General features: G+C 71.0%; 25 protein-coding genes and 1 riboswitch. Of the genes, 16 read left to right on the top strand and 9 right to left on the bottom strand.

What is annotated here, in order from left to right; all coding sequences use genetic code 11:
• Window positions 1-5: 5 nt before the first annotated feature.
• Window positions 6-88, bottom strand: a riboswitch (ZMP/ZTP riboswitch).
• Between the two features lie 12 nt (window positions 89-100).
• The 3 genes from H4W81_RS05760 to H4W81_RS05750 form a co-directional block, all read right to left on the bottom strand.
• Window positions 101-1,063 (bottom strand): YihY/virulence factor BrkB family protein, encoded by a 963-nt coding sequence (locus tag H4W81_RS05760; protein ID WP_225958477.1) that lies wholly within the window; start codon window positions 1,061-1,063, stop codon window positions 101-103.
• A 65-nt stretch (window positions 1,064-1,128) separates the two neighbouring features.
• Window positions 1,129-1,500 carry a YccF domain-containing protein gene (locus H4W81_RS05755; protein WP_192773811.1) on the bottom strand — a complete coding sequence of 124 codons (372 nt, stop codon included), beginning with the start codon at window positions 1,498-1,500 and terminating at the stop codon, window positions 1,129-1,131.
• Window positions 1,501-1,532: 32 nt separating this feature from the next.
• Complete coding sequence (locus tag H4W81_RS05750; protein WP_192773810.1) at window positions 1,533-2,303, bottom strand: TIGR03084 family metal-binding protein; 771 nt, start codon at window positions 2,301-2,303, stop codon at window positions 1,533-1,535.
• A 1-nt stretch (window position 2,304) separates the two neighbouring features.
• Between H4W81_RS05750 and H4W81_RS05745 the strand changes: the two genes are divergently transcribed.
• From H4W81_RS05745 to H4W81_RS46770, 6 genes are all read left to right on the top strand, one after another.
• Complete coding sequence (locus H4W81_RS05745; protein ID WP_192773809.1) at window positions 2,305-2,445, top strand: hypothetical protein; 141 nt, start codon at window positions 2,305-2,307, stop codon at window positions 2,443-2,445.
• Between the two features lie 50 nt (window positions 2,446-2,495).
• Complete coding sequence (locus H4W81_RS49925) at window positions 2,496-2,591, top strand: putative leader peptide (protein ID WP_357596102.1); 96 nt, start codon at window positions 2,496-2,498, stop codon at window positions 2,589-2,591.
• A 116-nt stretch (window positions 2,592-2,707) separates the two neighbouring features.
• On the top strand, window positions 2,708-4,381 hold the full coding sequence (locus H4W81_RS05740; protein ID WP_192773808.1) for a nitrite/sulfite reductase: 1,674 nt from the start codon (window positions 2,708-2,710) through the stop codon (window positions 4,379-4,381).
• Window positions 4,378-4,521: a hypothetical protein gene (locus H4W81_RS05735; protein WP_020540751.1), complete on the top strand. Its 144-nt coding sequence runs from the start codon at window positions 4,378-4,380 to the stop codon at window positions 4,519-4,521. The genes H4W81_RS05740 and H4W81_RS05735 overlap by 4 nt, the downstream gene beginning before the upstream one ends.
• Window positions 4,518-5,246 (top strand): phosphoadenylyl-sulfate reductase, encoded by a 729-nt coding sequence (locus tag H4W81_RS05730; RefSeq protein ID WP_192773807.1) that lies wholly within the window; start codon window positions 4,518-4,520, stop codon window positions 5,244-5,246. Before H4W81_RS05735 ends, H4W81_RS05730 begins: the two co-directional genes overlap by 4 nt.
• Window positions 5,247-5,257: 11 nt before the next feature.
• A complete protein-coding gene (locus H4W81_RS46770; RefSeq protein WP_420538746.1) occupies window positions 5,258-6,190 on the top strand; it encodes a sirohydrochlorin chelatase in 933 nt (310 codons plus the stop codon).
• Window positions 6,191-6,246: 56 nt separating this feature from the next.
• Here the strand turns inward: H4W81_RS46770 and H4W81_RS05720 are convergent, their stop codons facing one another.
• Window positions 6,247-6,927, bottom strand: a complete 681-nt coding sequence (locus tag H4W81_RS05720; RefSeq protein ID WP_192773806.1) for a DUF1707 SHOCT-like domain-containing protein — start codon at window positions 6,925-6,927, stop codon at window positions 6,247-6,249.
• A 341-nt stretch (window positions 6,928-7,268) separates the two neighbouring features.
• Here H4W81_RS05720 and H4W81_RS05715 point away from each other — a divergent pair, with 341 nt between their 5' ends.
• The 4 genes from H4W81_RS05715 to glgX all read left to right on the top strand — a co-directional run bounded on the left by H4W81_RS05715 (window position 7,269) and on the right by glgX (window position 12,038).
• Entirely contained in the window at window positions 7,269-8,636 is a 1,368-nt protein-coding gene (locus H4W81_RS05715) for an ankyrin repeat domain-containing protein (protein WP_225958476.1), read from the top strand.
• 87 nt (window positions 8,637-8,723) lie between these two features.
• Window positions 8,724-9,251 (top strand): peptidase inhibitor family I36 protein, encoded by a 528-nt coding sequence (locus H4W81_RS49165; protein WP_192773805.1) that lies wholly within the window; start codon window positions 8,724-8,726, stop codon window positions 9,249-9,251.
• A gap of 98 nt (window positions 9,252-9,349) precedes the next feature.
• Window positions 9,350-9,778, top strand: coding sequence for an OsmC family protein (locus tag H4W81_RS05705; RefSeq protein WP_192773804.1), 429 nt, complete (start codon window positions 9,350-9,352; stop codon window positions 9,776-9,778).
• A 121-nt stretch (window positions 9,779-9,899) separates the two neighbouring features.
• Window positions 9,900-12,038, top strand: a complete 2,139-nt coding sequence (gene glgX, locus H4W81_RS05700) for a glycogen debranching protein GlgX (protein WP_192773803.1) — start codon at window positions 9,900-9,902, stop codon at window positions 12,036-12,038.
• Here the strand turns inward: glgX and H4W81_RS05695 are convergent.
• Window positions 12,035-12,433: a hypothetical protein gene (locus tag H4W81_RS05695; protein ID WP_192773802.1), complete on the bottom strand. Its 399-nt coding sequence runs from the start codon at window positions 12,431-12,433 to the stop codon at window positions 12,035-12,037. The genes glgX and H4W81_RS05695 overlap by 4 nt on opposite strands.
• A 130-nt stretch (window positions 12,434-12,563) precedes the next feature.
• Between H4W81_RS05695 and H4W81_RS05690 the strand changes: the two genes are divergently transcribed.
• The 5 genes from H4W81_RS05690 (at window position 12,564) to H4W81_RS05670 (ending at window position 18,386) form a co-directional block, all read left to right on the top strand.
• Window positions 12,564-13,283, top strand: a complete 720-nt coding sequence (locus H4W81_RS05690) for a pyrimidine reductase family protein (protein WP_192773801.1) — start codon at window positions 12,564-12,566, stop codon at window positions 13,281-13,283.
• A 2-nt stretch (window positions 13,284-13,285) separates the two neighbouring features.
• A complete protein-coding gene (locus tag H4W81_RS05685; protein ID WP_192773800.1) occupies window positions 13,286-14,410 on the top strand; it encodes an ATP-dependent DNA ligase in 1,125 nt (374 codons plus the stop codon).
• A 26-nt stretch (window positions 14,411-14,436) separates the two neighbouring features.
• Window positions 14,437-14,790: a hypothetical protein gene (locus tag H4W81_RS05680; RefSeq protein WP_192773799.1), complete on the top strand. Its 354-nt coding sequence runs from the start codon at window positions 14,437-14,439 to the stop codon at window positions 14,788-14,790.
• Between the two features lie 37 nt (window positions 14,791-14,827).
• Entirely contained in the window at window positions 14,828-16,258 is a 1,431-nt protein-coding gene (locus H4W81_RS05675) for an aldehyde dehydrogenase family protein (protein WP_225959331.1), read from the top strand.
• A gap of 112 nt (window positions 16,259-16,370) precedes the next feature.
• Window positions 16,371-18,386, top strand: coding sequence for an acyl-CoA dehydrogenase family protein (locus H4W81_RS05670; protein ID WP_192773797.1), 2,016 nt, complete (start codon window positions 16,371-16,373; stop codon window positions 18,384-18,386).
• Between the two features lie 5 nt (window positions 18,387-18,391).
• Here the strand turns inward: H4W81_RS05670 and H4W81_RS05665 are convergent, their stop codons facing one another.
• The 3 genes from H4W81_RS05665 to ligD all read right to left on the bottom strand — a co-directional run bounded on the left by H4W81_RS05665 (window position 18,392) and on the right by ligD (window position 20,645).
• The gene (locus H4W81_RS05665; protein ID WP_192773796.1) at window positions 18,392-19,075 is read right to left on the bottom strand and encodes a class F sortase; all 684 of its coding nucleotides are present in this window, start codon (window positions 19,073-19,075) and stop codon (window positions 18,392-18,394) included.
• 11 nt (window positions 19,076-19,086) lie between these two features.
• Window positions 19,087-19,584: a hypothetical protein gene (locus H4W81_RS05660; RefSeq protein ID WP_192773795.1), complete on the bottom strand. Its 498-nt coding sequence runs from the start codon at window positions 19,582-19,584 to the stop codon at window positions 19,087-19,089.
• A 62-nt stretch (window positions 19,585-19,646) separates the two neighbouring features.
• Window positions 19,647-20,645: a non-homologous end-joining DNA ligase gene (ligD, locus tag H4W81_RS05655; protein WP_192773794.1), complete on the bottom strand. Its 999-nt coding sequence runs from the start codon at window positions 20,643-20,645 to the stop codon at window positions 19,647-19,649.
• 354 nt (window positions 20,646-20,999) lie between these two features.
• Here ligD and msrB point away from each other — a divergent pair, with 354 nt between their 5' ends.
• Window positions 21,000-21,401 carry a peptide-methionine (R)-S-oxide reductase MsrB gene (gene msrB, locus H4W81_RS05650; RefSeq protein WP_192773793.1) on the top strand — a complete coding sequence of 134 codons (402 nt, stop codon included), beginning with the start codon at window positions 21,000-21,002 and terminating at the stop codon, window positions 21,399-21,401.
• Between the two features lie 6 nt (window positions 21,402-21,407).
• Here the strand turns inward: msrB and H4W81_RS05645 are convergent, their stop codons facing one another.
• Window positions 21,408-22,184, bottom strand: a complete 777-nt coding sequence (locus H4W81_RS05645; RefSeq protein ID WP_192773792.1) for a hypothetical protein — start codon at window positions 22,182-22,184, stop codon at window positions 21,408-21,410.
• Window positions 22,185-22,206 lie beyond the last annotated feature (22 nt).

Raw genomic sequence — 22,206 nt, 5'->3', positions numbered from 1 at the left:
CAATGTGCGAAGACCCAGGCGCTCGGCCTTCGCCCCCTTCGCTCCCCGGTGGTAGCCCCACCCAAATGCGCCAGTCGCGACGCCTAGACGATATCGGATGTCAGCCGGCCGTACGGCTGGCCCTCGTCGCCCCCTCCCCCGGCCACAGCCGGTCGACCTCGGCGTTCAGTATCGCCCCGATGAGCACGGCGAGCGCGGTGATGTACAGCCACAGCAGCACGGCGATGGGTGTGGCCAGCGAGCCGTAGATGGAGACGGGCGAGATCCAGGCGGCCAGGACCGCGCGCAGCACCGCCGCGCAGATGATCCACAGGAACAGCGCCAGGATCGCCCCCGGCAGTTCCCGGTACCACCTGGTGCGCACGGGGACGCTCACGTGGTAGAGCACGGTCAGGAACATGACCGAGCCGAGGATCACGATCGGCCAGTAGAGGACGTCGACGAGCACGCCGTAGTCGGGCGGCAGCCCGTCCTTCAGCAGGGTCGGCCCGATGACCAGCACCGGCATGACGATGATGCCGATCACCAGGCCGATCAGGTAGAGGCCGAAGGACATCAGCCTGGTGCGGATGATGCCGCGCTCCTCGCCCAGGCCGTAGGCGACGGAGATGAGATCCACGTAGACGTAGAGCGCCCGCGAGCCCGACCACAGCGACAGCAGGAAGCCGAGCGAGATCAGCGAGACCTTGCCCGCGTCGTCGCGCAGCACGTCCTCGATCAGCGGGGTGACCACGCCGGCGACGGCCTCGGGGGTGAACAGCAGGGCGGCCTGCTGCTCGACCCAGGTCTTCACCTCGTTGACGATGGTGGGCCCGAGCCAGACGCCGAGCTTGGCCAGCACGCCGATGAGCGCGAGGACGAACGGCGGCAGCGACAGCAGCGCGAAGAAGGCGGCCTCTCCGGCCAGCCCGGTGACGCGGTAGGTGACGCCCGCGTCCACGGACGCGCGAACGATGGCCCACGACCGGGTGTCGCTCACCCAGTTGAGCCGCTCCCTCGCGCGGCTCATGCTGAGCCGCGGGCCGCGCCGTTTGGAGCGCGACGGTGCGTCGGTGGACGTCATGGCAACCAAGGTATTCGTTGTCACCGGTCACTGCCCGCGATGACCTGTGACAATCCGATCTCGTGTCAGCTATCGACGATACGCGCGCCGAGCGGCAGCAGGGAGACCGGAATCAGCTTGATGTTGGCCACGCCGAGCGGGATGCCGATGATCGAGAGGAACAGCGGGATCGCGGTGATCACGTGCCCGAGCGCCAGCCACCAGCCCGCGAAGACCAGCCAGATGACGTTGCCGATGGTCGACATGGCCCCCGCGTCGGGGTCGCGCTCGACGGTCCTGCCGAACGGCCACAGCGCGTAGGCGGCGATCCTGAACGAGGCGATGCCGAAGGGGATCGTGACGATCAGGACACAGCAGATGATTCCGGCGATCACGTAGCCGATCGCGAGCCAGATCCCGGCCAGGACCAGCCAGATGACGTTCAGGATTGTCCGCATGGTTACAGCATGTCAGGACATGTCCCAAGAGATCATCCGGTATCGCCCTGAATCCTCCCTGAGGGAGCCCTGCCCTTCCCGGGCGGGCCCGCGAACGCCTGCGCCACCGCCATCCAGCGGGCGGCCGTCGCGCCCTCCACGACGAGGCCGGTGTCGTCGAGATGGCGACGCTGGGTGACGAGCAGGCAGAAGCCGAGCATGGGGCCGCGCACCACGTCCGCCGCCCCCTCGGGGCCGGCCGTCCACGGCGTGCCGTCCGGCATGGTCAGCTCGACCCGCACGGGGTCGCGGGGCGCGGGCAGGCCGCGTACCGCGAACCCGTACGGCATGGCGCGCACGCCCAGCGTCGCCACGTGCCTGAGCCTGCGGGTCGGGGTCCGGGTGACGCCCAGCGCGTCGGCGATGTCCTGGCCGTGCGCCCACGTCTCCATCAGCCGCGCGGTGGCGAAGGAGGCGGCCGACATCGGCGGGCCGTACCACGGCAGCCTGGTCCTGGGATCGAGCGTGGCGAAGGTCTCCAGCATGCGGGCGCGGGCCGTACGGAACCAGGCGTGCACCTCGGCGGCCGGCAACGCGCGCGCCTCCGCGACGAGGTCGTCCACGGAGAGGTCCGTGCGGAGCGAGCCGGGGTCGGTGACCACCCCGGTGGCGGCCTCGTCGAACCAGGCCAGGTGGCCGACCTGGTCGCGGACGGTCCACCCCTCGGCGGGGGTGGGCAGCTCCCAGTCGGCGCCCTCCAGCAGCGCCTCCAGGTCGGCGGTCTCGGCGCGCAGGTCGGCGAGTAGTTCTGCGAAGAAGTCCACGGTGAATAATCAAGAGGTGATCTGCGAGAAGTGCAAGGAGCGGCGGCACGAGGAGTGCAAGGGCGGCTCGTGGTGCGACTGCCAGCACCAGAGCGAGGAGAGACCCCAGGAATCGGACCTCGACTGGCCCCGCCAGGGCTGAAGATCGTCCAGACTGTGGACCCAGCCTTGGACATACCCGACCAGCGAGGTATGGTTCGAGGTATGCCAGCGGACCCGATGCTCGTCGTGCGACGTCACGTCGACCTTCAGCGTGTCCGCAGTGCCATCTGTAGCGACGCCCGCTAACTCCTTCCCGTTTTCTGTAACGGCGCGCGCGTCGCACCAGCCCAACGCTCAGCCCCTGCACTCGACGAAGAGGCAGGAGGAGGGTAACGCGCGCCCATGATCCCAAAGGACGCGCTATGACCACCCCTGCCAGCCGGCATCACAAGCGCCCGCGCGGCGAAGGTCAGTGGGCTCTCGGCTACCGCGAGCCGCTCAACAAGAACGAGGAGAACAAGAAGAACGATGATGGGCTGAACGTCCGCCAGCGCATCATCGACGTGTACTCCAAGCGCGGCTTCGACTCCATCGACCCTGCCGACCTGCGCGGACGCATGCGGTGGTACGGCCTGTACACCCAGCGCAAGCCCGGCATCGACGGCGGCAAGACGGCCGTCCTCGAGCCCGAGGAGCTCGACGACCGCTACTTCATGCTCCGCGTCCGCATCGACGGCGGCCAGCTGTCGCTGGAGCAGCTGCGGGTGCTCGCCGACATCTCCAACCTGTACGGCAGGGGCACCGCCGACCTCACCGACCGGCAGAACATCCAGTACCACTGGATCGAGATCGAGGCCGTGCCCGACATCTGGGAGCGCCTCGAGGCCGTGGGCCTGTCGACGACCGAGGCCTGTGGCGACACCCCTCGCGTGATCCTGGGCTGCCCCCTGGCGGGCATCGACTCCGAGGAGGTGCTCGACGCCACGGAGCAGATCCGCGAGGTGCACGACCGCTTCATCGGCGACCCCGCCTACTCCAACCTGCCGCGCAAGTTCAAGTCGGCGATCTCGGGCTGCCCCGCCCACTGCACGGTGCACGAGATCAACGACGTGGCCTTCGTCGCGGTCGTCAACGAGCACGGGGAGAAGGGCTTCGACCTTTGGGTGGGCGGCGGCCTGTCCACCAACCCGATGTTCGGCAAGCGCATCGGCGTGTTCGTCCGTCCCGACCAGGTCGGTGACGTCTACGGCGGCGTGATCGGCATCTTCCGCGACTACGGCTACCGCCGTCTGCGCCACCGCGCCCGCATCAAGTTCCTCGTCAACGACTGGGGCGTGGAGAAGTTCCGCGACGTGCTCCAGACGGAGTACCTGAAGGAGGAGCTGCCCGACGGCCCGGCGCCGGAGCAGCCCCGCGACAGCCGCCGCGACCACGTCGGCGTCCACCCGCAGAAGGACGGCAACTTCTACGTCGGCTTCGCGCCCAAGGTCGGCCGCGTCGACGGCGACAAGCTGCACCTGATCGCCGACCTCGCCGAGCGCCACGGCTCGTCCAGGGTGCGCACCACCGTCGAGCAGAAGATGGTCATCCTCGACGTCGCGCCCGATCAGGTCGACTCGCTGGTGGCCGAGCTGGAGGCCAACGACCTGCAGGTCACCCCCTCCACCTTCCGGCGCCAGACGATGGCCTGCACCGGCATCGAGTACTGCAAGCTCGCCATCGTCGAGACCAAGGCGACGGCGGCCCACCTGATCGACGAGCTCGAGCAGCGGCTGCCGGCCTTCGCCGAGCCGCTCACCATCAACGTCAACGGCTGCCCCAACTCGTGCGCCCGCATCCAGGTCGCCGACATCGGGCTGAAGGGCCAGCTGGTCGTCGACGACAAGGGCGAGCAGGTCGAGGGCTTCCAGATCCACCTGGGCGGCTCCCTCGGCGTCAACCCGGGCTTCGGCCGCAAGGTGCGCGGGCTGAAGACGACGGCCGAGGACCTGCCCGACTTCGTGGAGCGCGTCGTGACCCACTTCGACGAGCAGCGCAAGGACGGCGAGTCGTTCGCCGACTGGGTCCAGCGAGCGGACGAGGCGGATCTCAAATGAGCGAGCGAGCGGTTCCCTTCCACTGCCCCTACTGCGGCGACGAGGACCTCGAGCCCTACGAGGGCGACGGCGGCTGGTACTGCAGGTCCTGCGCCCGGGCCTTCAAGCTGAAGTTTCTTGGAATCGGAGTGAAGATATGACGCTGGTCGATCTCGAAATCACGTTAAGAGAACAGCGCGGCACGCTCGACCTGCAGGCCATCGTCGAGTCCGCCGCCGTGTTCCTGGAGGACGCCCCCGCCCGCGAGATCATCCGCTGGGCGGCCGCGACGTTCGGCGACCGGTTGTGCCTGACGTCCTCGATGAGCGACGCCCTGCTGATCGACCTGGTGAGCAGGGTGAAGCCGGGGGTCGACGTGCTGTTCATCGACACGGGTTACCACTTCGCCGAGACGATCGGCACCCGTGACGCGGTCCAGCAGGTCTATGACGTCAACGTGATCAACGTGCAGCCCTCCAGGACTGTCGCCGAACAGGAGCGCGACCTCGGTCCCCGCCTGTTCGGCCGCAATCCCGACCTGTGCTGCTACCTGCGCAAGGTGGAGCCGCTGAACCGGGCGCTGGAGCCGTACCTCGCCTGGATCTCCGGCATCCGCCGCGACGAGTCGCCCACCCGCACCGGCACCAAGGTCGTGGAGTGGGACGCCAAGCGCCAGATGGTCAAGGTCAACCCGATCGCCAGGTGGACCCAGGACGACGTCGACAACTACATGGCCGACAACGGCGTCCTGATCAACCCGCTGCACTACGACAACTACCCCTCGATCGGCTGCGCGCCCTGCACCCGCCAGGTCGCCGACGGCGAGGACCCGCGCAGCGGCCGCTGGGCGGGCATGGGAAAGACCGAATGCGGCATTCACCTTTGATCCCGGCGCCGCTGACCCCCGCCGGCCGGCATCCGGTGGGTGAGGGGACACGCCTTGGCAGGGGCGCGGTCCCGTTGGTCGCGGTGGCGCACGGGTCTCGCGACCCGCGCGCCGCCGCGACCGTGGAGGCCCTCCTCGACCGGGTCCGCCAGGCGCGGCCCGACCTGCCGGTCCGCTCGGCCTACCTCGACCACGGGCCGCCCACGCTCGGCCAGGCGCTGCACGGCCTGCGCGAGGCGGTCGTGCTGCCGCTGCTGCTGACGGAGGCCTACCACAGCCGCGTCGACCTGCCCGCCGCCCTCGCCGAGGCGCGCGCCCGCGACCCGCTCCTGCGGGTGCGGTACGGCACGACGCTGGGCCCGCACCCGCTGCTGCTGCGGGCGCTGGAGCGCCGCCTGTCCGAGGCAGGGGTACGGCGCGGCGACCCTGACACGGCGCTGGTGCTGGTGTCGGCGGGTTCGAGCGACGCCAGGGCCAACGCCGTCATCGCCGAGCTCGCGAGCACCTGGTCGACCTCGTGGGACGTGCCCAGGCTCCGGGGAGGCGCCGAGAAGTCCGCCGCCCGTCGCCTGGAGGCGCACGCTCTCGGGCGGACACCCGGGAGCGATCTCAAGACGGCGCACGAGAGCGGACTCGGGAGGGCGCGCGAGGGTGGATCGCCGGGCGCCGGGTGGTGGGGCGTGGTTACCGCCTACGCCTCCGCCGCGGGACCGACTCCCGCCGAGGCCGTCGCGGCGTTGCGGGCCGCGGGAGCGCCCAGGGTGGCCGTCGCGCCGTACCTGCTCGCCCCCGGGTTCTTCGCCGACAAGGTGCGCCGCGACGCGCTGGCCGCGGGCGCCGACGTGGTGGCCGACGTGCTCGGCCCCTCCCCCGAGGTCGTGGAGGTCGTGCTGGAGCGTTACACGAGCGCCCTGCGGCACGAGCCGGTCAGGGTGCCCGCCTGAGCCCTCGGCGGCGAACGGTCAGTCGCGGCCCGGCTGCCTGAGCCCGGCGGCCAACGTCAGTCGCGGCCGAGTTGCCGGGGATCGCCCCACGTCTGCTCGCGGCCGAGCCCGAGGTGCTCCCGGCTCAGCCCGAGATGGTCGCGCCACGCCGACCAGCCGCGCTTGATCGGCTTGGCCCTGGAGTCGCCGATCACCTTGACGTCGCCCATGACGGCGTAGCCGTGCACGCGCACCACCGGGACGTTCATCCCGGGCGCCGCCTCCATCACGTCGACCTTCTTGTCGCCCATGATGGCCATGCCGTCGAGGTCCACGTCCACGCCGTCGGGCACGATGATCTTCACATCGCCCATCACGGAGATCGCGGTGACGTCGATGACGTCGGTGCGCACCTCGGCCTCGCGCAGGTCGAGCAGCACGTCGCCCATCACGGCCACCGCGCCGAGCTCCTGCTCCACCTTCCACTTGCCGCGCCGCTTGGTGTCGCCCATGATCGCCACGAACCAGCGCCGCTTGCGGGAGGGCGCCGAGACGGGCAGCGCCGCCCGCGCACCCTCTGCGGGCAGGTCCTGGGTGAGCATCGCCAGCTGGGCGTGCGTGGTCGCCAGGTAGGCCGCCTCGGTCCGGTCGGTCAGCTCGACCAGCGTCAGCCTGCCCTCGACGGAGGCGACCCGCAGCCGCTCGACGACGGCCTCCCTTTCCTCGTCAGAGGCGCGCAGTTCCCCCGGTTCACTCATAGACGCAACATATCGCGTTTTGTCGCCCCTGCGGAGGGTCAAACCTCGATCGGCTCACACTCCCCAAGGCCCCGCCACGGCCCTACCGCGCCACCGCCACCGTCGCCCAGCGTGCAGGTCCTCCCCCACCCGGAAGCATCGGCTTGGCACGCCGCCTCGGCCAAGCCAATGGACGACCACGCGTCGCCTCGGCCAGATCCGATGGGTGGCCGCGCGCACCCCGACGTCACCTCGCACCGCCTGCGCCGGGGCGTCCAGCTGTCCGGCGGTGGCCGTCCATCGCCTGGCATACGGGCGGTGGGTGCGCCCGTGGGCGCCGCCGTACCGCTAGGGTCCGAGACATGCATGAGGAACAGCTCTACCAGGCGGCGCTGGCTGGCAACCTGGAGACCGTGAGCGAGCTGCTGGCCGCCGGTGCCGACCCCAACGTGGTCAGCGAGGGCGAGGACGAGGGGCTCCCGCTGTGCGGGGCCGCGGCATGGGACCACGTGGCGGTCGTGGGCGCGCTGCTGGCCGCCGGCGCCGACGTCAACGGCAGGGAGCCGGGCGGCTGGCAGGCGCTGGCATGGGCGGCGGCCAACGGGCACGCCGACACCGCCAGGGTGCTCATCGAGGCGGGCGCCGACGTGGACACCGCCAACGACAGCGGTGACACGCCGCTGACCCTGGCCGCCAGGCGCGGCGCGCTGGGCGTGGTGCAGGTGCTGCTGGAGGCGGGCGCCGACGTGTCGAAGTACGACGGCGACGGCGACACCCCGCTCGACATCGCGGCCGACTGGGTCGGCGTGCACCTGGAGAGCGCGCTGCTCGACCAGCTGCAGCACGACGGGCCCGACGACCGGCAGTACGTCGTGACCAGGCAGTACGCCAAGGACGGCACCGAGCTGGTCACGGTGACGGCGCTGACGCCCGACGGCGAGCGCACCGTGGAGGCCCAGGCGCAGCGCGGCCACGCCGCGATCGCGACGCTCCTGGAGGAGGCCCAGGGTGTCGAGACGCCGGTCGACCAGCTGGTCGCACGGGCGCTCGCGCACCGCGACACCGACGAGGACGCCGAGACGTGGTGGATCGTCGCCGACACCCTCGGAAAGCGCGCCGACGAGGAGACCTACGAGGCGCTGTCCAGGCTGTGCGTCAGCGAGGACGCGCGCGAGCGCGAGTTCGGCGTCGACGCGATCGCCCAGTTCGGTGTCACCCCTGACGGCGAGAAGCCCTACCGCGAACGCACTCTCCCGCTGCTGCAGAAGATGGCCACCACCGAGGGCAACCCGCAGGTGCTGCGCTCGGTGCTGGCCGCCCTCGGCCACCAGGGCGACCCCAGGGCGCTGCCGCAGGTCCTCGACATCATCGGCAGGCCGGGGCACACGCGGACGATGACGGACGCCATCGCGCTGGCCGACGTGCTGCCGCAGGACCACGCCGAGGGCCTGGCGCTGCTGATCGAGATGACGGAGGACCCCGACGAGGAGGTCCGCGACTGGGCCACCGCCGGGCTGGCCAACCTGGACGCCGACACTCCCGGCATTCGCGAGGCGCTGGCCGCGCGGCTGTCCGACACCGACCTGCACACCGTCGCCGAGGCCGCCCACGGGCTGGCGACGCGCAAGGACGAGAGGGCCAGGGCGGGGATCGAGCGGGTACTGGCGGGCAGCGCCGACGACTACGCCCGTGAGCTGGCCGAAGAGGCCAGGACCATGCTGGAGGCCTGAGCGGGACCGGTTTTGATTACACGCAGCGTCATCACGCGCTAACGTTCCGTGGTCACTTCTGGTTCGGCCACCCAGCAAGGAGCGTGTGTGAAAACCAGGCTCGCGGTCGCTTCGGCGCTGCTCGTCACCTTTCTGCCGGTCCCCGCCGCCCAGGCGGCCGTACGGCCCGACACGTGCGCGGCCGACGCCGCCAGGGCGCTGGACTCCCAGCTCGAACGGCATCCCGGCGGCACGCGGGTCGACGGCAACACCGTCTCCTACGACGGCGGGGCGCTGGCCGTCCACGTCTTCCCCGAGACGTGCGAGCACTTCGACGGCCTCGGCGACTGCGACTCGGGCGTGGCCTGCTTCTGGGAGAAGGCGGGCTACGCCGGCACGCAGTGGGTGCTGAGCGCCGCCGACAGGTGGACCGACCTTCGCATCGGCGGGTTCGGTTCGACGCACAACAACCACGCGGGCGACCTGCTGCTGCGTGGCGCCAGGAACGGCGCGACGGTCAAGGTCTTCCGCCCCGACACCGGCAGCCGCGACACGCTGCCGCAGGGCCACGCCGACCCGGTGGGCCGGGCCGGCTGGGCCTGCCTGCGGACCGGCTCCTCGCGCGGCTGCGCCTGATCGGCCATCGCGCCGCCGCGCGATGACACGCCAGGCCCGTGCCCGCTCACGGACGGTAACCGGGATATGTTGGGATTTTCCAGCGAAAGGACAACGCCATGGCGACCACTCGTACCGCGACGACGCAGTGGAAGGGCGCGCTGCTCGATGGTTCGGGCACCGTTTCGCTCGACACCTCGAAGGTCGGCACCTTCGACGTCTCCTGGCCTTCGCGGGCCGAGAACGCGAACGGGAAGACCTCGCCGGAGGAGCTCATCGCGGCGGCCCACTCCTCGTGCTTCTCCATGGCCCTCTCCCACGGGCTCGCGCAGGCGGGCACGCCTCCGCAGACCGTCGAGACCAAGGCGGACGTGACGTTCCAGCCGGGTGAGGGCATCACGGGCATCGTGCTCAGCGTGCGCGCCCACGTGCCGGGCATCACCGCCGACCAGTTCCAGGAGGCGGCCGAGACGGCGAAGGCCAACTGCCCGGTGAGCAAGGCGCTGACCGGCACCATGATCTCGCTCAACGCCGAGCTTCTCACCTGACGTGCTCGCGGCCTCCCGGGCAGCGCGGGAGGCCGCTCAGATGACCGAATGTGGAACTCCAGGTGAGGTGCTAGAGCCGTCCTGGCGACGAAGGGGCGGACACGTGCGACAATTGGGCCACATGCGAGAGGTCTGGCCGGGCGAGCCCTATCCACTCGGCGGCACCTGGGACGGTGTGGGCACCAGCTTCGCGGTGTTCTCCGAGGTCGCCGAGCGGATCGAGCTGTGCCTGTTTCACGATGACGGCTCAGAAGAACGCCTCGACCTGCCCGAGGTCGACGGCTTCGTGTGGCATGGCTACCTACCGGGGATCGCCCCTGGCCAGCGGTACGGCTACCGCGTCCACGGCCCCTACGATCCCTCCCGCGGCTACCGCTGCAACCCCGCCAAGCTGCTACTGGACCCCTACGCCAAGGCGATAGAGGGCGAACTGCGCTGGAACGAGGCGGTCTTCCCGTACCACTTCACCGACCCTGCCAAGATCAACACCGTTGACAGCGCGCCGTACATGCCGAAGAACGTGGTCATCAACCCGTTCTTCGAGTGGGGCAACGACAGGTCGCCGCGCACGCCGTACCACCAGACGGTCATCTACGAGGCGCACGTGCGCGGGCTCACCATGCGCCACCCGTCGATCCCCGAGGAGCAGCGCGGCACCTACGCGGGCATCGGGCACCCCGCGGTCATCGACCACCTGCTCTCGCTCGGGGTCACCGCGGTCGAGCTGATGCCCGTGCACCATTTCGTCCCCGAGCACTTCCTGGTCGCCCGCGGGCTGACCAACTACTGGGGCTACAACACGATGGCCTACCTGGCCCCGCACGGCGCCTACTCCAGCGCGGGGCAGCGCGGCGAGCAGGTGCTCGAGTTCAAGGCGATGGTGCGGGCGCTGCACGAGGCGGGCATCGAGGTGATCCTCGACGTCGTCTACAACCACACCGCCGAGGGCGACCACATGGGCCCGACCCTCGGCTTCCGCGGCATCGACAACAGCGCCTACTACCGCCTGCACGACGGCGACCGGCGCTACTACCTCGACTACACCGGCTGCGGCAACAGCCTCAACGTGCGCTCGCCGCACGCGCTCCAGCTGATCATGGACTCCCTGCGCTACTGGGTCCTCGACATGCACGTCGACGGCTTCCGCTTCGACCTGGCCGCCGCGCTGGCCCGCGAGCTGCACGACGTCGACCGGCTCAGCGCCTTCTTCGACCTCATCCAGCAGGACCCGGTGATCTCGCAGGTCAAGCTGATCGCCGAGCCGTGGGACGTCGGTCCAGGCGGCTACCAGGTCGGCAACTTCCCGCCCCTGTGGACGGAGTGGAACGGCAAGTACCGCGACTCGGTGCGCGACTTCTGGCGCGGCACCGGCTCGGCGCTGCCCGAGTTCGCCTCCAGGCTGGCCGGCTCGGCCGATCTCTACGCCTCCTCCGGCCGCCGTCCCGTCGCCTCCATCAACTTCGTCACCTGCCACGACGGGTTCACCCTCAACGACCTGGTCTCCTACAACCGCAAGCACAACGAGGAGAACGGCGAGGAGAACCGCGACGGCACCGACGACAACCGCTCGTGGAACTGCGGCGCCGAGGGGCCGGTCGAGGATCCCGAGATCGTCAGGCTGCGCCACCGCCAGCGCCGCAACTTCCTGGCCACGCTGTTCCTGTCGCAGGGCGTGCCGATGATCTCGCACGGCGACGAGCTCGGCCGCACCCAGCGCGGCAACAACAACGCCTACTGCCAGGACAACGACATCTCCTGGGTCGACTGGTCGCTGGCCCGCACCGAGAACGGGCTGCTCGACTTCGTGCGGGCGCTGTCGCGCCTGCGCCGCGAGCACCCGGTCTTCCAGCGCCGCCGCTTCTTCCGCGGCCGCACCGCCGAGGACGGCAGGCGCGACCTGGTCTGGCTGACCCCCGCCGGCGCCGAGATGAGCGCGGGCGACTGGCACACCGGCTACGCCAAGTCGATGGGCGTCTACCTCAACGGCGAGGCGATCACCGAGCCCGGCCCGCGCGGCGAGCGGATCGTCGACGACTCGTTCCTGCTGCTGATCAACGCCCACCACGAGGACATGACGTTCACGCTGCCGGGGGCCGAGTTCGCCGCCTCGTGGGTGGTCGTGCTCGACACCAACGACGACACGCCGCGTGAAGACCCGTATCCCGACGAGCAGCTCGCGCCCGGCGCGCGGGTGGAGGTCACCTCCAGGAGCATCCAGGTGCTGCGCCACCCGCGGAAGGTCCCCGTCCCGCCCGGCTAGCCGCTCGACGCGGCGGCCACCAGCACCAGGACGAACGTCGTCAGCCCGACCACGCCGTGCGCCACCACCGCCAGCATCGGGAAGCGCTGCTCGGCGCCTCTGGCGTGCCGGCCGCCGCCCAGCCATCGGGTGAACATGGTGAAGCCCAGCAGCGCGGCGGCCGACAGCACCCCGAAGGCCAGCCAGGCCAGCAGGCGCAGGCCGGTCAGCAGGTGGCCCACCCAGCAGGCCAGGGCCGTGACGGCCAGCGCGGGGTGGGAGAAGATCAACGTCGTCGGGAACCGGGTGACCTTGGTCGCCTGTTGCCGCAGGCCGCCGCCCGACAGCCAGAGGTAGAGCAGGTAGACGCCGATCAGAGCGTTGATCACCCATGCGGCAACCGTGACCAGACCCACCGGGCCTCCCTGAATCCCCGATCCCTGCCGCCACGTTATGCACAAACCGCTATGTACGTCCTCTGATACACCAAACTGCTAATAACGCCCCTCACCTCGGTTTGTCGGGGTGGTGTGCCAAGGTAGAGGGGTGCGTCGCATCCATCCCGACATAACAGACGATCCGGACATTCCGCAGGCCTACGCCTACCCCGCCGACCGGCCATGGCTGCGCGTCAACATGGTGGCGAGCGCCGACGGCGGAGCGTGGATCAAGGGCCTGTCCGGTGGCCTGTCCAGCAAGGGCGACAGGCGCGTCTTCGGGGTCCTGCGCGGGCTCTCCGACGTCGTCCTCGCGGGCGCGTCCACGGTCAGGACCGAGGGCTACGGCCCCGCCAAGCCCCGTGAGTCGTGGCTGCCGCTGCGCGAGGGGCGCCCGCCCGCGCCGCCCGTCGCGGTGGTGACCCGCCGCCTCGACCTCGACCTGGGCAGCTCGCTGTTCACCGAGACCACGCCCGATGCCAGGACCATCGTGATCACCTGCGAGGCCGCGCCGAAGGACCGCAGGGCCGAGGCGGCCGAGCGGGCCGAGGTGATCGTCGCCGGCGACGACCGGGTCGAGCTCAACCTGGCGCTCGCCGCCCTGCACGAGCGCGGGCTCACGAGGATCCTCTGCGAGGGCGGCCCCAGGCTCAACGGGCAGCTCTCCGCGGCGGGCCTCATCGACGAGCTGTGCCTGTCGGTGAGCCCGATGTTGATCGGAGGCGGCGCGGCGCGCATCCTGAACGGCGCGACCAGTCAGGTGAACCTGCGTCTGGCGCAGGTGCTGGAGGAGGAGGGCGTCCTCTTCTGCCGATACATCAGGGAGTAGACATGGACGACGAACTCGAGTTCCACCTCGACCTGCCCGTGCTGCCGCCGGTCGCGCCGATGCTGGCCAAGGCGGTCAAGGGCATGCCCAAGCAGGACGGCACGCTGTTCTACGAGCCGAAGTGGGACGGCTTTCGCTGCATCATCTTCCGCGACGGCGACGAGGTCTTCCTCGGCAGCCGCAACGAGCGGCCCTTCACGCGCTACTTCCCCGAACTGGTGGCGGCGGTCAGGGCCGAGCTGCCGGACAAGTGCGTGGTCGACGGCGAGATCGTGCTGCGCAGGGGGCAGGAGCTCGACTTCGAGGCACTGCAGCAGCGCATCCATCCCGCCGCCTCGCGGGTGAAGATGCTCTCCGAGCAGACGCCCGCCTCGTTCGTGGCCTTCGACCTGCTCGCGCTGGGCTCGGAGGGGCTGATGGAGGCGCCCTTCACCGAGCGCCGCGCGCGGCTGGAGAGCATCTTCCCCGAGGCCGGCGGGTCGATCAGGCTCACCCCGGTGACCACCGACGACGCGCAGGCGGCGGAGTGGTTCCAGACGTTCGAGGGGGCCGGGCTCGACGGCATCATCGTGAAGCCGGGCGACCAGCCGTACGTGCCCGACAAGCGCACCATGTTCAAGGTCAAGCACGAGCGCACGGCCGACGTGGTGATCGCCGGGTACCGCGAGCACAAGAGCGGGCCGATCGTGGGGTCGCTGCTGCTCGGGCTCTACGGTCCCGACGGCAGGCTGCACCACGTGGGCGTGGCGGCCTCCTTCCCGATGGCGCGCAGGGCGGAGCTGGTGGAGGAGCTCAAGCCCTATCTCGCCCAGCTGGGCGAGCACCCATGGGGCGAGTGGGCCGACCAGGCCCTGCTGCGGGCGGGCCAGCCGGCGGCCACGCCGTCGAGCGGCGGGCAGCGCATGCCCGGCGCGGTCTCGCGGTGGAACGCCAAGAAGGACCTGTCGTTCATCCCGCTCAGGCCCGAGCTGGTGATCGAGGTGGCCTACGACAGCATGGAGGGCGACAGGTTCCGGCACACCGCGCAGTTTCGCCGCTGGCGTCCGGACCGGACGCCCGAATCCTGCACGTATGAGCAGCTCGAAAAGCCGATTTCGTACAACCTTGATGACATTCTTGCCCGCTGACCAGAAGATGCGTTATATCTCGATCTATGACGTCATCAACTGGCGATGAGCTGCGCGCGGCCGTCGCGGCACGCCGCGACCTCGGCCCCGACTTCGAGGACTCCATCATCGAGTCCTTCCTCGACAAGATGGGCAAGGAGGTCGACCGGCGCGTCGACGAGCGCATGGTGGCCGACGCCGGTCACGTGCGGCGCGAACTCAAGCAGCAGCAGAACGTCGCGGGGATGCGGCTGGCGCTGGCGATCGTCTCCATCGTGATGGGCACGATCGCGACCGTCGCCCTCACCATCGGCGAGTCGGACCTGCTGGCCTACCTGGCGGTGTGGGGCGGCGTCGCACTGGTCAACATCGCCTTCACGCTGGGCTCGCCGCGCCGCTAGCCGTCACCTGTCAAGCAAGCATATGCTTGGTTGCGTGATGGAGTATCGCAACCTGATCGGCGGCAGGCTCGTTCCCTCGGCCGACGGCCGTACCCTCGACTCGGTCAACCCCGCCACCGGCGAGGTCTGGGCCCGCGTTCCCGCCGGCGGGAAGGCCGACGCCGAGGCCGCTGTGGCGGCCGCCCGCGCGGCGCTGCCCGCCTGGTCGGGAATGCCCGCCCTCGGCAGGGCGCACGTCCTGCGGCAGGTGGCGGCGGTCTTCGCCGAGCACGCCGAGGAACTGGCCACGATCGAGACGCGTGACAACGGCCGCATCCTGCGCGACACGCTCAGGCGTGACCTGCCCGGCATGCGGTTCCTGTGGGAGCTGGCCGCGGGGCAGGTGATCGACGCGGTCAGGGGCGACACGGTCATCCTGGGCCCCGACAGCCTCGGGCTGACCAGGCGGGAACCGTACGGGGTGGCGCTGGCGATCATCCCGTGGAACTCCCCGATCTCCACCTTCTCCGCCAAGGCCGCCTTCGCGCTGGCCGCTGGGAACACGGTGATCGTCAAGCCGGCCGAGCAGGCCAGCGCCTCGGTACTGCGCCTGGGCGAACTGCTCGCCGACGTGCTGCCACCAGGGGTGCTCAATCTCGTCTCCGGGATGGGCGAGGACGTCGGAGAGGCGCTGGTACGGCATCGCGGCGTCAACAAGATCAGCCTCACCGGGTCCACCCAGACCGGGGTGGCCATCACCCAGGCCGCCGGGATCAAGCCGCTCACCTTCGAGCTGGGCGGCAAGTCGCCGAACATCGTCTTCCCCGACGCCGACCTCGACGCCGCCACCCAGGGCGTGACGGTGAACTCCATCTACACGGGCAACGCGGGCCAGGTGTGCGTCGCGGGATCACGCATCCTCATCCACCGCTCGGTCTGGGCGGAGATGCTGGAGCGGATCTCCGCCACCGCCGCGGGGCTGGTCCTCGGCGACCCCCTCGACCTGGCGACCACGATGGGCCCTATCGTGTCGGCGGGGCAGTACGAGCGGGTCGCCTCCTACCTGGAGATCGCCGAGAAGGAGGGCGCCGAGCTCGTCTTCGGCGGGCGGACCGGCGCCGAGGTGGTGCCGGACCTGCCGGGCGGGTACTGGGTCGCGCCGACGCTCTACGCCGTCACCGACAACGCGCTGCGGATCTGCCAGGAGGAGATCTTCGGGCCGGTCGCGGTGGCGCTGCCGTTCGACACCGACGAGGAGGCGCTCGCCCTGGCCAACGACTCGTCCTACGGGCTGGCCGCCGGGGTGTGGACGCGCGATCTCGGGCGCGCCCACCGGTTCGTGCGCGACCTGGAGTGCGGCACGGTGTGGGTCAACACCTTCCGCCAGATGCCGCCGGGGCTGCCGTTCGGGGGCGTGAAGGACAGCGGATACGGGCACGACGCGGTGCTGGAGTACACCAGGGAGAAGGCCGCGATCATCAATCTGTGACCGCGGCCCTCCCCCGGTGCCTGACCAGGATGCGGTCGGCGGGCCGGTACTCCCCGCCCCGCGACCGGTGCGGGTCTGGTCATTGACCGAATAAGGTTCTAGATTCTGGCGCATGGGCATCGCACTGACAGAGGAACATCTCGCCCTCGCGGCGTCCGTCCGCGGGCTCGTCGCGCGGAAGCCGGAGCACGGGGCGCTGGCCGCGCAGGGGGTGCTGGGGCTGCATCTGCCCGAGGACGCCGGCGGGCAGGGCTACGGGCTGGTGGAGCTGGCGGTGGCGCTGGAGGCGCTGGGCGAGGGGCTCGTCGAGGGGCCCTACCTGCCGACCGTGCTGGTCTCGGCGGTCCTGGCGCGGTCGGGCCGCTGTCCCGCGCTGCTGCCCGGACTGGCCGACGGCACGGCCACGGCGGCCGTCGTGCTGGACGGACACGGGCTGGGCTCGCCAGAGGCCGACCTCTTCCTGCTGCCCGTGACCGACGGATGGGCCTTGCTCGACCGGTCCGACGTCGAGGTGGAGCCGGTCGAGAGCATCGACCTCTCGCGCCCGCTGGTGCGCGTCGTGGCGCGGGCCGTCCCTGAGGATCGGGCGCTGGACGCGGTGCCGGTGCGCGAGCTGGCCGCGGTACTGCTCGGCGCCGAGGCCTGCGGGGTGGCGGCGTGGGCGGTGGCGACGGCCGCCGACCACGCGAAGGTCCGCGAGCAGTTCGGCCGGCCGATCGGGCAGTTCCAGGGGGTCAAGCACCGGGTGGCGGCGGCGCTGGTGGCGCTGGAACAGGCGCGGGCCGCCGTGTGGGACGCCGCCCGCGCCCTCGACTCCGCGGGAGGGCCGCTCACCGACGAGGCGCGGCTGGCGGCGGGAGCGGCCGGGGTGCTCGGGCCCGACGCGGCGGTCCGGTGCGCCGCGGACGCCATCCAGGTGCTGGGCGGCATCGGCTACACCTTCGAGCACGACGCGCACCGCTACTACCGGCGCGCCCTGTCCCTGCGAATGCTGGCCGGCGAGCCGGGAAGCTGGGCGGAGGAGGTCGCCGAGCTGGCCGTCGGCGGCGTGCGCAGGGCCATGGAGCCCGATCTCCCGCAGGAGGCCGCCCCCATCAGGGAGCGGATCAGGGCCACGGCCGCGGAGCTGGCCGAGGAGGAACCACTGGCCAGGCTAGGCAGGTTCGCCCGCGAGGGCTGGATCATGCCCCACCTGCCCGAGCCGTGGGGCCGAGGGGCGTCCCCGCTGGAACAGGTGATCATCCACCAGGAGTTCCGCGGGCTGAGGCGGCCCAACCTGGGCATCGCCGCGTGGGCGGTGCCCTCCCTCGTCAGGTACGGCACGCGGGAGCAGCAGGACCGCTTCCTGCCGAAGACGTTCACCGGCGAGATCGTCTGGTGCCAGCTGTTCAGCGAACCAGGAGCCGGCTCGGACCTGGCGGGGCTGTCCACGAAAGCCGTGCGGGTCGAGGGCGGCTGGTCGATCAGCGGGTCGAAGATCTGGACGTCGCTGGCACAGTACGCGCACTGGGGCATCTGCCTGGCCAGGACGAGCCCCGGCAAGCCCAAGCACGAGGGGATCACCTACTTCCTGGTCGACATGTCCGCGCCCGGCGTGACCGTCCGGCCGTTGAAGGAGATCAACGGGGAGGAGCTCTTCAACGAGGTCTTCCTCGACGACGTCTTCGTCCCCGACGACCTGGTCGTGGGCGAGGTGGACGGCGGATGGCGGGTCGCGCGCGACACGCTGTCGCACGAGAGGGTGGCGCTCGGCGACAGCTGGGGACCGGGCTCGCAGCACACGGACATGGTGGAGCTCCTCCGGCGCCTGCCCGGCCTGCGGCAGGCCCAGCGCGAGCACGCCGGACGGCTGTGGGCCGAGGGGCAGGCGATCTCGGCGCTCGGGCTACGGGTCACGCTGTCGCAGCTGGCGGGGACCGACTCGGGGACGGCCTCCAGCGTCAGGAAGCTGCTGGGCATGCGGCACGCCCAGGCGATCTCGGAGTTCTGCTGGTCGCTGGCGCCCGCCGACCCGCACTGGAGCAGGATGATCCTCACCACCAGGGCCTTCACCATCGGCGGCGGCACCACGGAGGTGCAGCTCAACATCGTCGCCGAGCGCGCCCTGGGGCTGCCGCGTGATCCCTGACCCGGTCAGGACGCCGGGTGGTAGGCGTGCGCCAGGTGCGCGTAGACGATCGTGTTGTCCTGGTAGCTGTGCGCCTTCCTGTCGAAGACGCCACCGCAGGTCACCAGGCGCAGCCCGGCGTACTTCACCTTCCCGAAGACCTTCTTGGTGGGAAAGACCCGCTTGGCCACCTGCTCGACCTTGTCCACCACGAAGATGGCCACCGACCTGTCGGCCCGCATCACCTGCACCTGGTCGCCGCGTTTGATCGAGCTGAGCCTGGCGAACACCGCGGGCCCGGTGCGGGTGTCGAGGTGTCCGGTGATGACCGCGGCGCCGCGCGCGCCCGGCACCGGCGCGTACCGGTACCACCCCGCCACGTTGGGATGGTCGAGCGGCGGGTTCTCTATCGCGCCCTTGGCGTCGACGCCGAGCTCCATGAGCGGCGCCGAGATGCCGAGCTTGGGGATGTAGACCGCGCTCGGCCGGGCCGCCTTCATCGGCTTGGCCACCCGCCCGACCAGCACCTCGGGCGGCTCGGTCAGCGCGGGCGCGCCTGCCTTCGGCAGCTTCGCCGGGGCCTTCCCCATGAGACTGGCGGAGACCGGCGCGGGCTCCGAGCCCGTCACCATTCCGCTGACGCCGAACCAGATCAGGGCGATCCCGGCGAGCGAGACCACCACCGCGCCCGCGAGGACGAGCCGCTGCACAGGAGGCCCGCTCACTCCGCCGGCGCGGGACGCCCCCGCCGTAGCGCGAAACCGGCCAGGCCCGCTCCCGTCAGCAGCGCCGCGCCGCCGGCCGCGAACGGCCACATCGGATCGCCGCCGGCCAGGCCGCCCGCTCCCGTCTGCGGCGGGCCGTCGGGCATGCGGTGCCTGCCCTCGTCGACCGGCTTCCAGGGCGCCTCGGGCTGCGGCGGCTGCGCGGGGCCCGACGACCAGGTGTCGTGCGGCGCCGGCGCGTTGGACCAGGTCTCGTCCGGCGCCGGGGCGTTCGACCAGGTGTCGTGCGGAATCGGGACGTCGGGGAGTTTGACGTCGGGCTTCCACGGGTCGCCGGGGTCGCCGCCCTGCGCGGGCTCATCGCAGACCAGGACGAGGAGCTTGCAGTCGCTCGCCATGGCGGTGCCCACACCCGCCACCATGGTCACGCCGCCGACGATGAAGGCCGTCACCGCTCCCGCGGCGGCGAGCCGTCGTGCTGATGCCAAAGCCATAGTCCGAGAGCCTTCCGAACTATTGGACCTGACGTCAAGTAATGTGATTCAAGTGATACACGTCACTCTTCGCGCGCCTTGCTCGGCTGCACCCGCTTGGGCTCGCCCGGCATCTTGGGATAGTTCGGCGGGTACGGCAGGTCGCCGCGATCGTCCTTGGCGTACCACTCCAGGAGCGGCTCGATCGAGAAGACCCGCTCGTCGATCGCCGCGTGCACGTCGCCGAGCCGGGCGAAGCGCTCGGGCATGGTCCTGATGTCGAAGTCGGCGGGCTCGGCGTCGGCCAGCTCCTCCCAGGTGAGCGGCGCGGAGACGGGAGCGGACGGCTTGGCCCGCACCGAGTAGGCGCTGGCCACGGTCCGGTCCCTGGCGTTCTGGTTGAAGTCGATGAACACGCGCTCCCCGCGCTCCTCCTTCCACCATGCCGTCGTCACCAGGTCGGGCGCGCGGTCCTCGATCGCCCTGGCCAGCGCGATGCCCGCGTGCCGTACCTCGACGAAGTCCCAGCGGGGCTCGATCCTGACCGCGACGTGCACGCCCCTGTTGCCCGAAGTCTTCACGAAGCCGGTCATCCCGGCCTCCTCGAGCACCTCGCGGGCCAGGAAGGCGGTACGGCGGGCGGTGTCGAACCCGAGCCCCGGCTGCGGGTCGATGTCGAGGCGCAGCTCGTCGGGGTGCTCGACGTCGGCGGCGCGGACCTGCCACGGGTGGAAGTCGATGGTGCCGAGGTTGGCGCAGTAGGCGATCGAGGCCACCTCGCTCACCCTGAGCGCGTCGGCCGTCCGGCCGCTGGGGAAGGTCACGGTGACCGTCTCCAGCCACTCGGGGTGCTTGGCGGGCATCCGCTTCTGGTAGATCGCCTCGCTGCCCACGCCGTCCGGGTGCCGCTTGAGGTGGGTCGGCCGGTCCTTGAGCGCGCGCAGCGCACCCTCGCCGACGCTGACGTAGTACTCCACCAGCTCGCGCTTGGTGGCTCCGATCTGCGGGAAGTACACCTTGTCGGGGTTGGTGACCTTGACGGTGCGCTCCCCGACCTCCAACTCGATGAAAGGTGACGGCATGCGCTGAACCTACCCCGAATCCCGGGAAGGGATGGGCGGTCCGTCCCGGAGACCGCCACGGTGGCGGGACCGGGCACTCGACGGGACGGACCTGGAAGGCCGTTCGTCCTGTGCCGTACCGGACGCTGGCGCGCCGTCCGGCCGGCCTCGGCGGACCGCCGGCGCACAGCACGGGCGTGGCTGTGCAGCGGCGACGGCCCTCGGGCGAGCGGCCTCACCCCTCTTGGGGAGGAGATGCCGCACCTCCCCATAGACAAAGACGCTGAAATACCCCAGAAAGGATGCTTCGCCCATGGAGATTCTTCTCCGGAGCCGGCCGGCGGCGCGGGCGCCGCTCATCAGTAAGGTGGGGTCATGGACAAGGTCGTCAAGAGCGATGCCGAGTGGCGCGCGCAGTTGTCCCCCGAGGAGTACCACGTGCTCAGGGAGGCGGGCACCGAGCGCCCCTTCACCGGCGAGTACGTCGACACCAAGACCGAGGGCGTCTACTCCTGCCGCGCCTGCGGCGCCGAGCTGTTCAGGTCTGACGCGAAGTTCGAGTCGCACTGCGGGTGGCCGAGCTTCTTCGAGCCGTCGGAGTCGGAAGCGGTCACGCTGATCGAGGACCACTCCCACGGCATGGTGCGCACCGAGGTGCGCTGCGCCCGCTGCGACTCGCACCTGGGCCACGTCTTCCACGGCGAGGGCTATCCGACCCCGACCGACGACCGCTACTGCATCAACTCCGTCTCCGTACGGCTGGAGCCCCAGCGGTAGCGGAGGTCAGTCCGGTTCGGGGTGGGTGACCCTGCAGTCGCCGTCGTCGGGGCCGAGCACGTTGGCCAGCACGGGGTTGCCGTTCTCGCCGAACTCGGCCTGGACGAAGACCACGGGCCGCTCCTCGCCCATCTCCCGTAGGTACTCCAGGCCCCGCCGGCACAGGGTGATGGCCTGCGCGGAGTTGTCGGCCGACTCCGGCAGGTCGGTGTAGATGCGCAGGTATCCGCCGACGGTGCGGATGTCCTTGAGCCGCTTGGCCGCCTTGTCGTTCCCCCAGCGCTTCTCGAAGTACGCGGCGGCCTTCTCGTCGGTGTGGCCGCTCGTCTCCTTCGCGTCCTTCACGCTCGCCGGGGCGGGCGGCGGGGGCTCCGGCGCGGGCGAGGCGGACACCGGCGCGCCCGCCTGGGTGGCCACCGCCCGGTTCGCCCCCGCACCGTCCTTCGCGGCACCGTCCTTCGCGGCACCGTCCCGCACGGCACCGTCCCGCACGGCACCGTCCCTGATGGCACCGTCCTGCACGGCCGGGCCGGCCCCGCCCGCCGCGCCTGGCGCGCGGCCCCGCTCCGCCGCGCCGGTGGCGTCCGCCGCGAAGGGAAGGGGCGTCGTGCCCTGCGCGGAGCGTTCCCGCGCCAGCATCCCGCCCCCGGCCGCCAGCCCGGCGACCACCAGCGCCGCCCCCGCGACCGAACCCTTCAGCAGCCACGGCCCGCGCGACCTCTTGCGCCGCCGGCCGCGCCGTGACCCACGCCTGGAACGTGCCAGGCTCCCGCCTTCGTCCACCCTTTGCCTCACTAGGACAGGG

This window comes from Nonomuraea africana (assembly GCF_014873535.1).
GTDB lineage: Bacteria > Actinomycetota > Actinomycetes > Streptosporangiales > Streptosporangiaceae > Nonomuraea > Nonomuraea africana.
The sequence above is the reverse complement of the archived record's forward strand: the minus strand, read 5'-3'. Positions and strand labels throughout refer to the sequence as shown.

Bases quoted from the DNA above. Each gene is read 5' to 3' on its own strand.
- H4W81_RS05760 (WP_225958477.1), bottom strand. From the start codon at position 1,063: ATGACGTCCACCGACGCACCGTCGCGCTCCAAACGGCGCGGCCCGCGG.
- H4W81_RS05755 (WP_192773811.1), bottom strand. From the start codon at position 1,500: ATGCGGACAATCCTGAACGTCATCTGGCTGGTCCTGGCCGGGATCTGG.
- H4W81_RS49925 (WP_357596102.1), top strand. From the start codon at position 2,496: ATGGTTCGAGGTATGCCAGCGGACCCGATGCTCGTCGTGCGACGTCAC.
- H4W81_RS05740 (WP_192773808.1), top strand. From the start codon at position 2,708: ATGACCACCCCTGCCAGCCGGCATCACAAGCGCCCGCGCGGCGAAGGT.
- H4W81_RS05735 (WP_020540751.1), top strand. From the start codon at position 4,378: ATGAGCGAGCGAGCGGTTCCCTTCCACTGCCCCTACTGCGGCGACGAG.
- H4W81_RS05730 (WP_192773807.1), top strand. From the start codon at position 4,518: ATGACGCTGGTCGATCTCGAAATCACGTTAAGAGAACAGCGCGGCACG.
- H4W81_RS05720 (WP_192773806.1), bottom strand. From the start codon at position 6,927: ATGAGTGAACCGGGGGAACTGCGCGCCTCTGACGAGGAAAGGGAGGCC.
- H4W81_RS05715 (WP_225958476.1), top strand. From the start codon at position 7,269: ATGCATGAGGAACAGCTCTACCAGGCGGCGCTGGCTGGCAACCTGGAG.
- H4W81_RS05705 (WP_192773804.1), top strand. From the start codon at position 9,350: ATGGCGACCACTCGTACCGCGACGACGCAGTGGAAGGGCGCGCTGCTC.
- glgX (WP_192773803.1), top strand. From the start codon at position 9,900: ATGCGAGAGGTCTGGCCGGGCGAGCCCTATCCACTCGGCGGCACCTGG.
- H4W81_RS05685 (WP_192773800.1), top strand. From the start codon at position 13,286: ATGGACGACGAACTCGAGTTCCACCTCGACCTGCCCGTGCTGCCGCCG.
- H4W81_RS05680 (WP_192773799.1), top strand. From the start codon at position 14,437: ATGACGTCATCAACTGGCGATGAGCTGCGCGCGGCCGTCGCGGCACGC.
- H4W81_RS05675 (WP_225959331.1), top strand. From the start codon at position 14,828: ATGGAGTATCGCAACCTGATCGGCGGCAGGCTCGTTCCCTCGGCCGAC.
- H4W81_RS05670 (WP_192773797.1), top strand. From the start codon at position 16,371: ATGGGCATCGCACTGACAGAGGAACATCTCGCCCTCGCGGCGTCCGTC.
- H4W81_RS05660 (WP_192773795.1), bottom strand. From the start codon at position 19,584: ATGGCTTTGGCATCAGCACGACGGCTCGCCGCCGCGGGAGCGGTGACG.
- ligD (WP_192773794.1), bottom strand. From the start codon at position 20,645: ATGCCGTCACCTTTCATCGAGTTGGAGGTCGGGGAGCGCACCGTCAAG.
- msrB (WP_192773793.1), top strand. From the start codon at position 21,000: ATGGACAAGGTCGTCAAGAGCGATGCCGAGTGGCGCGCGCAGTTGTCC.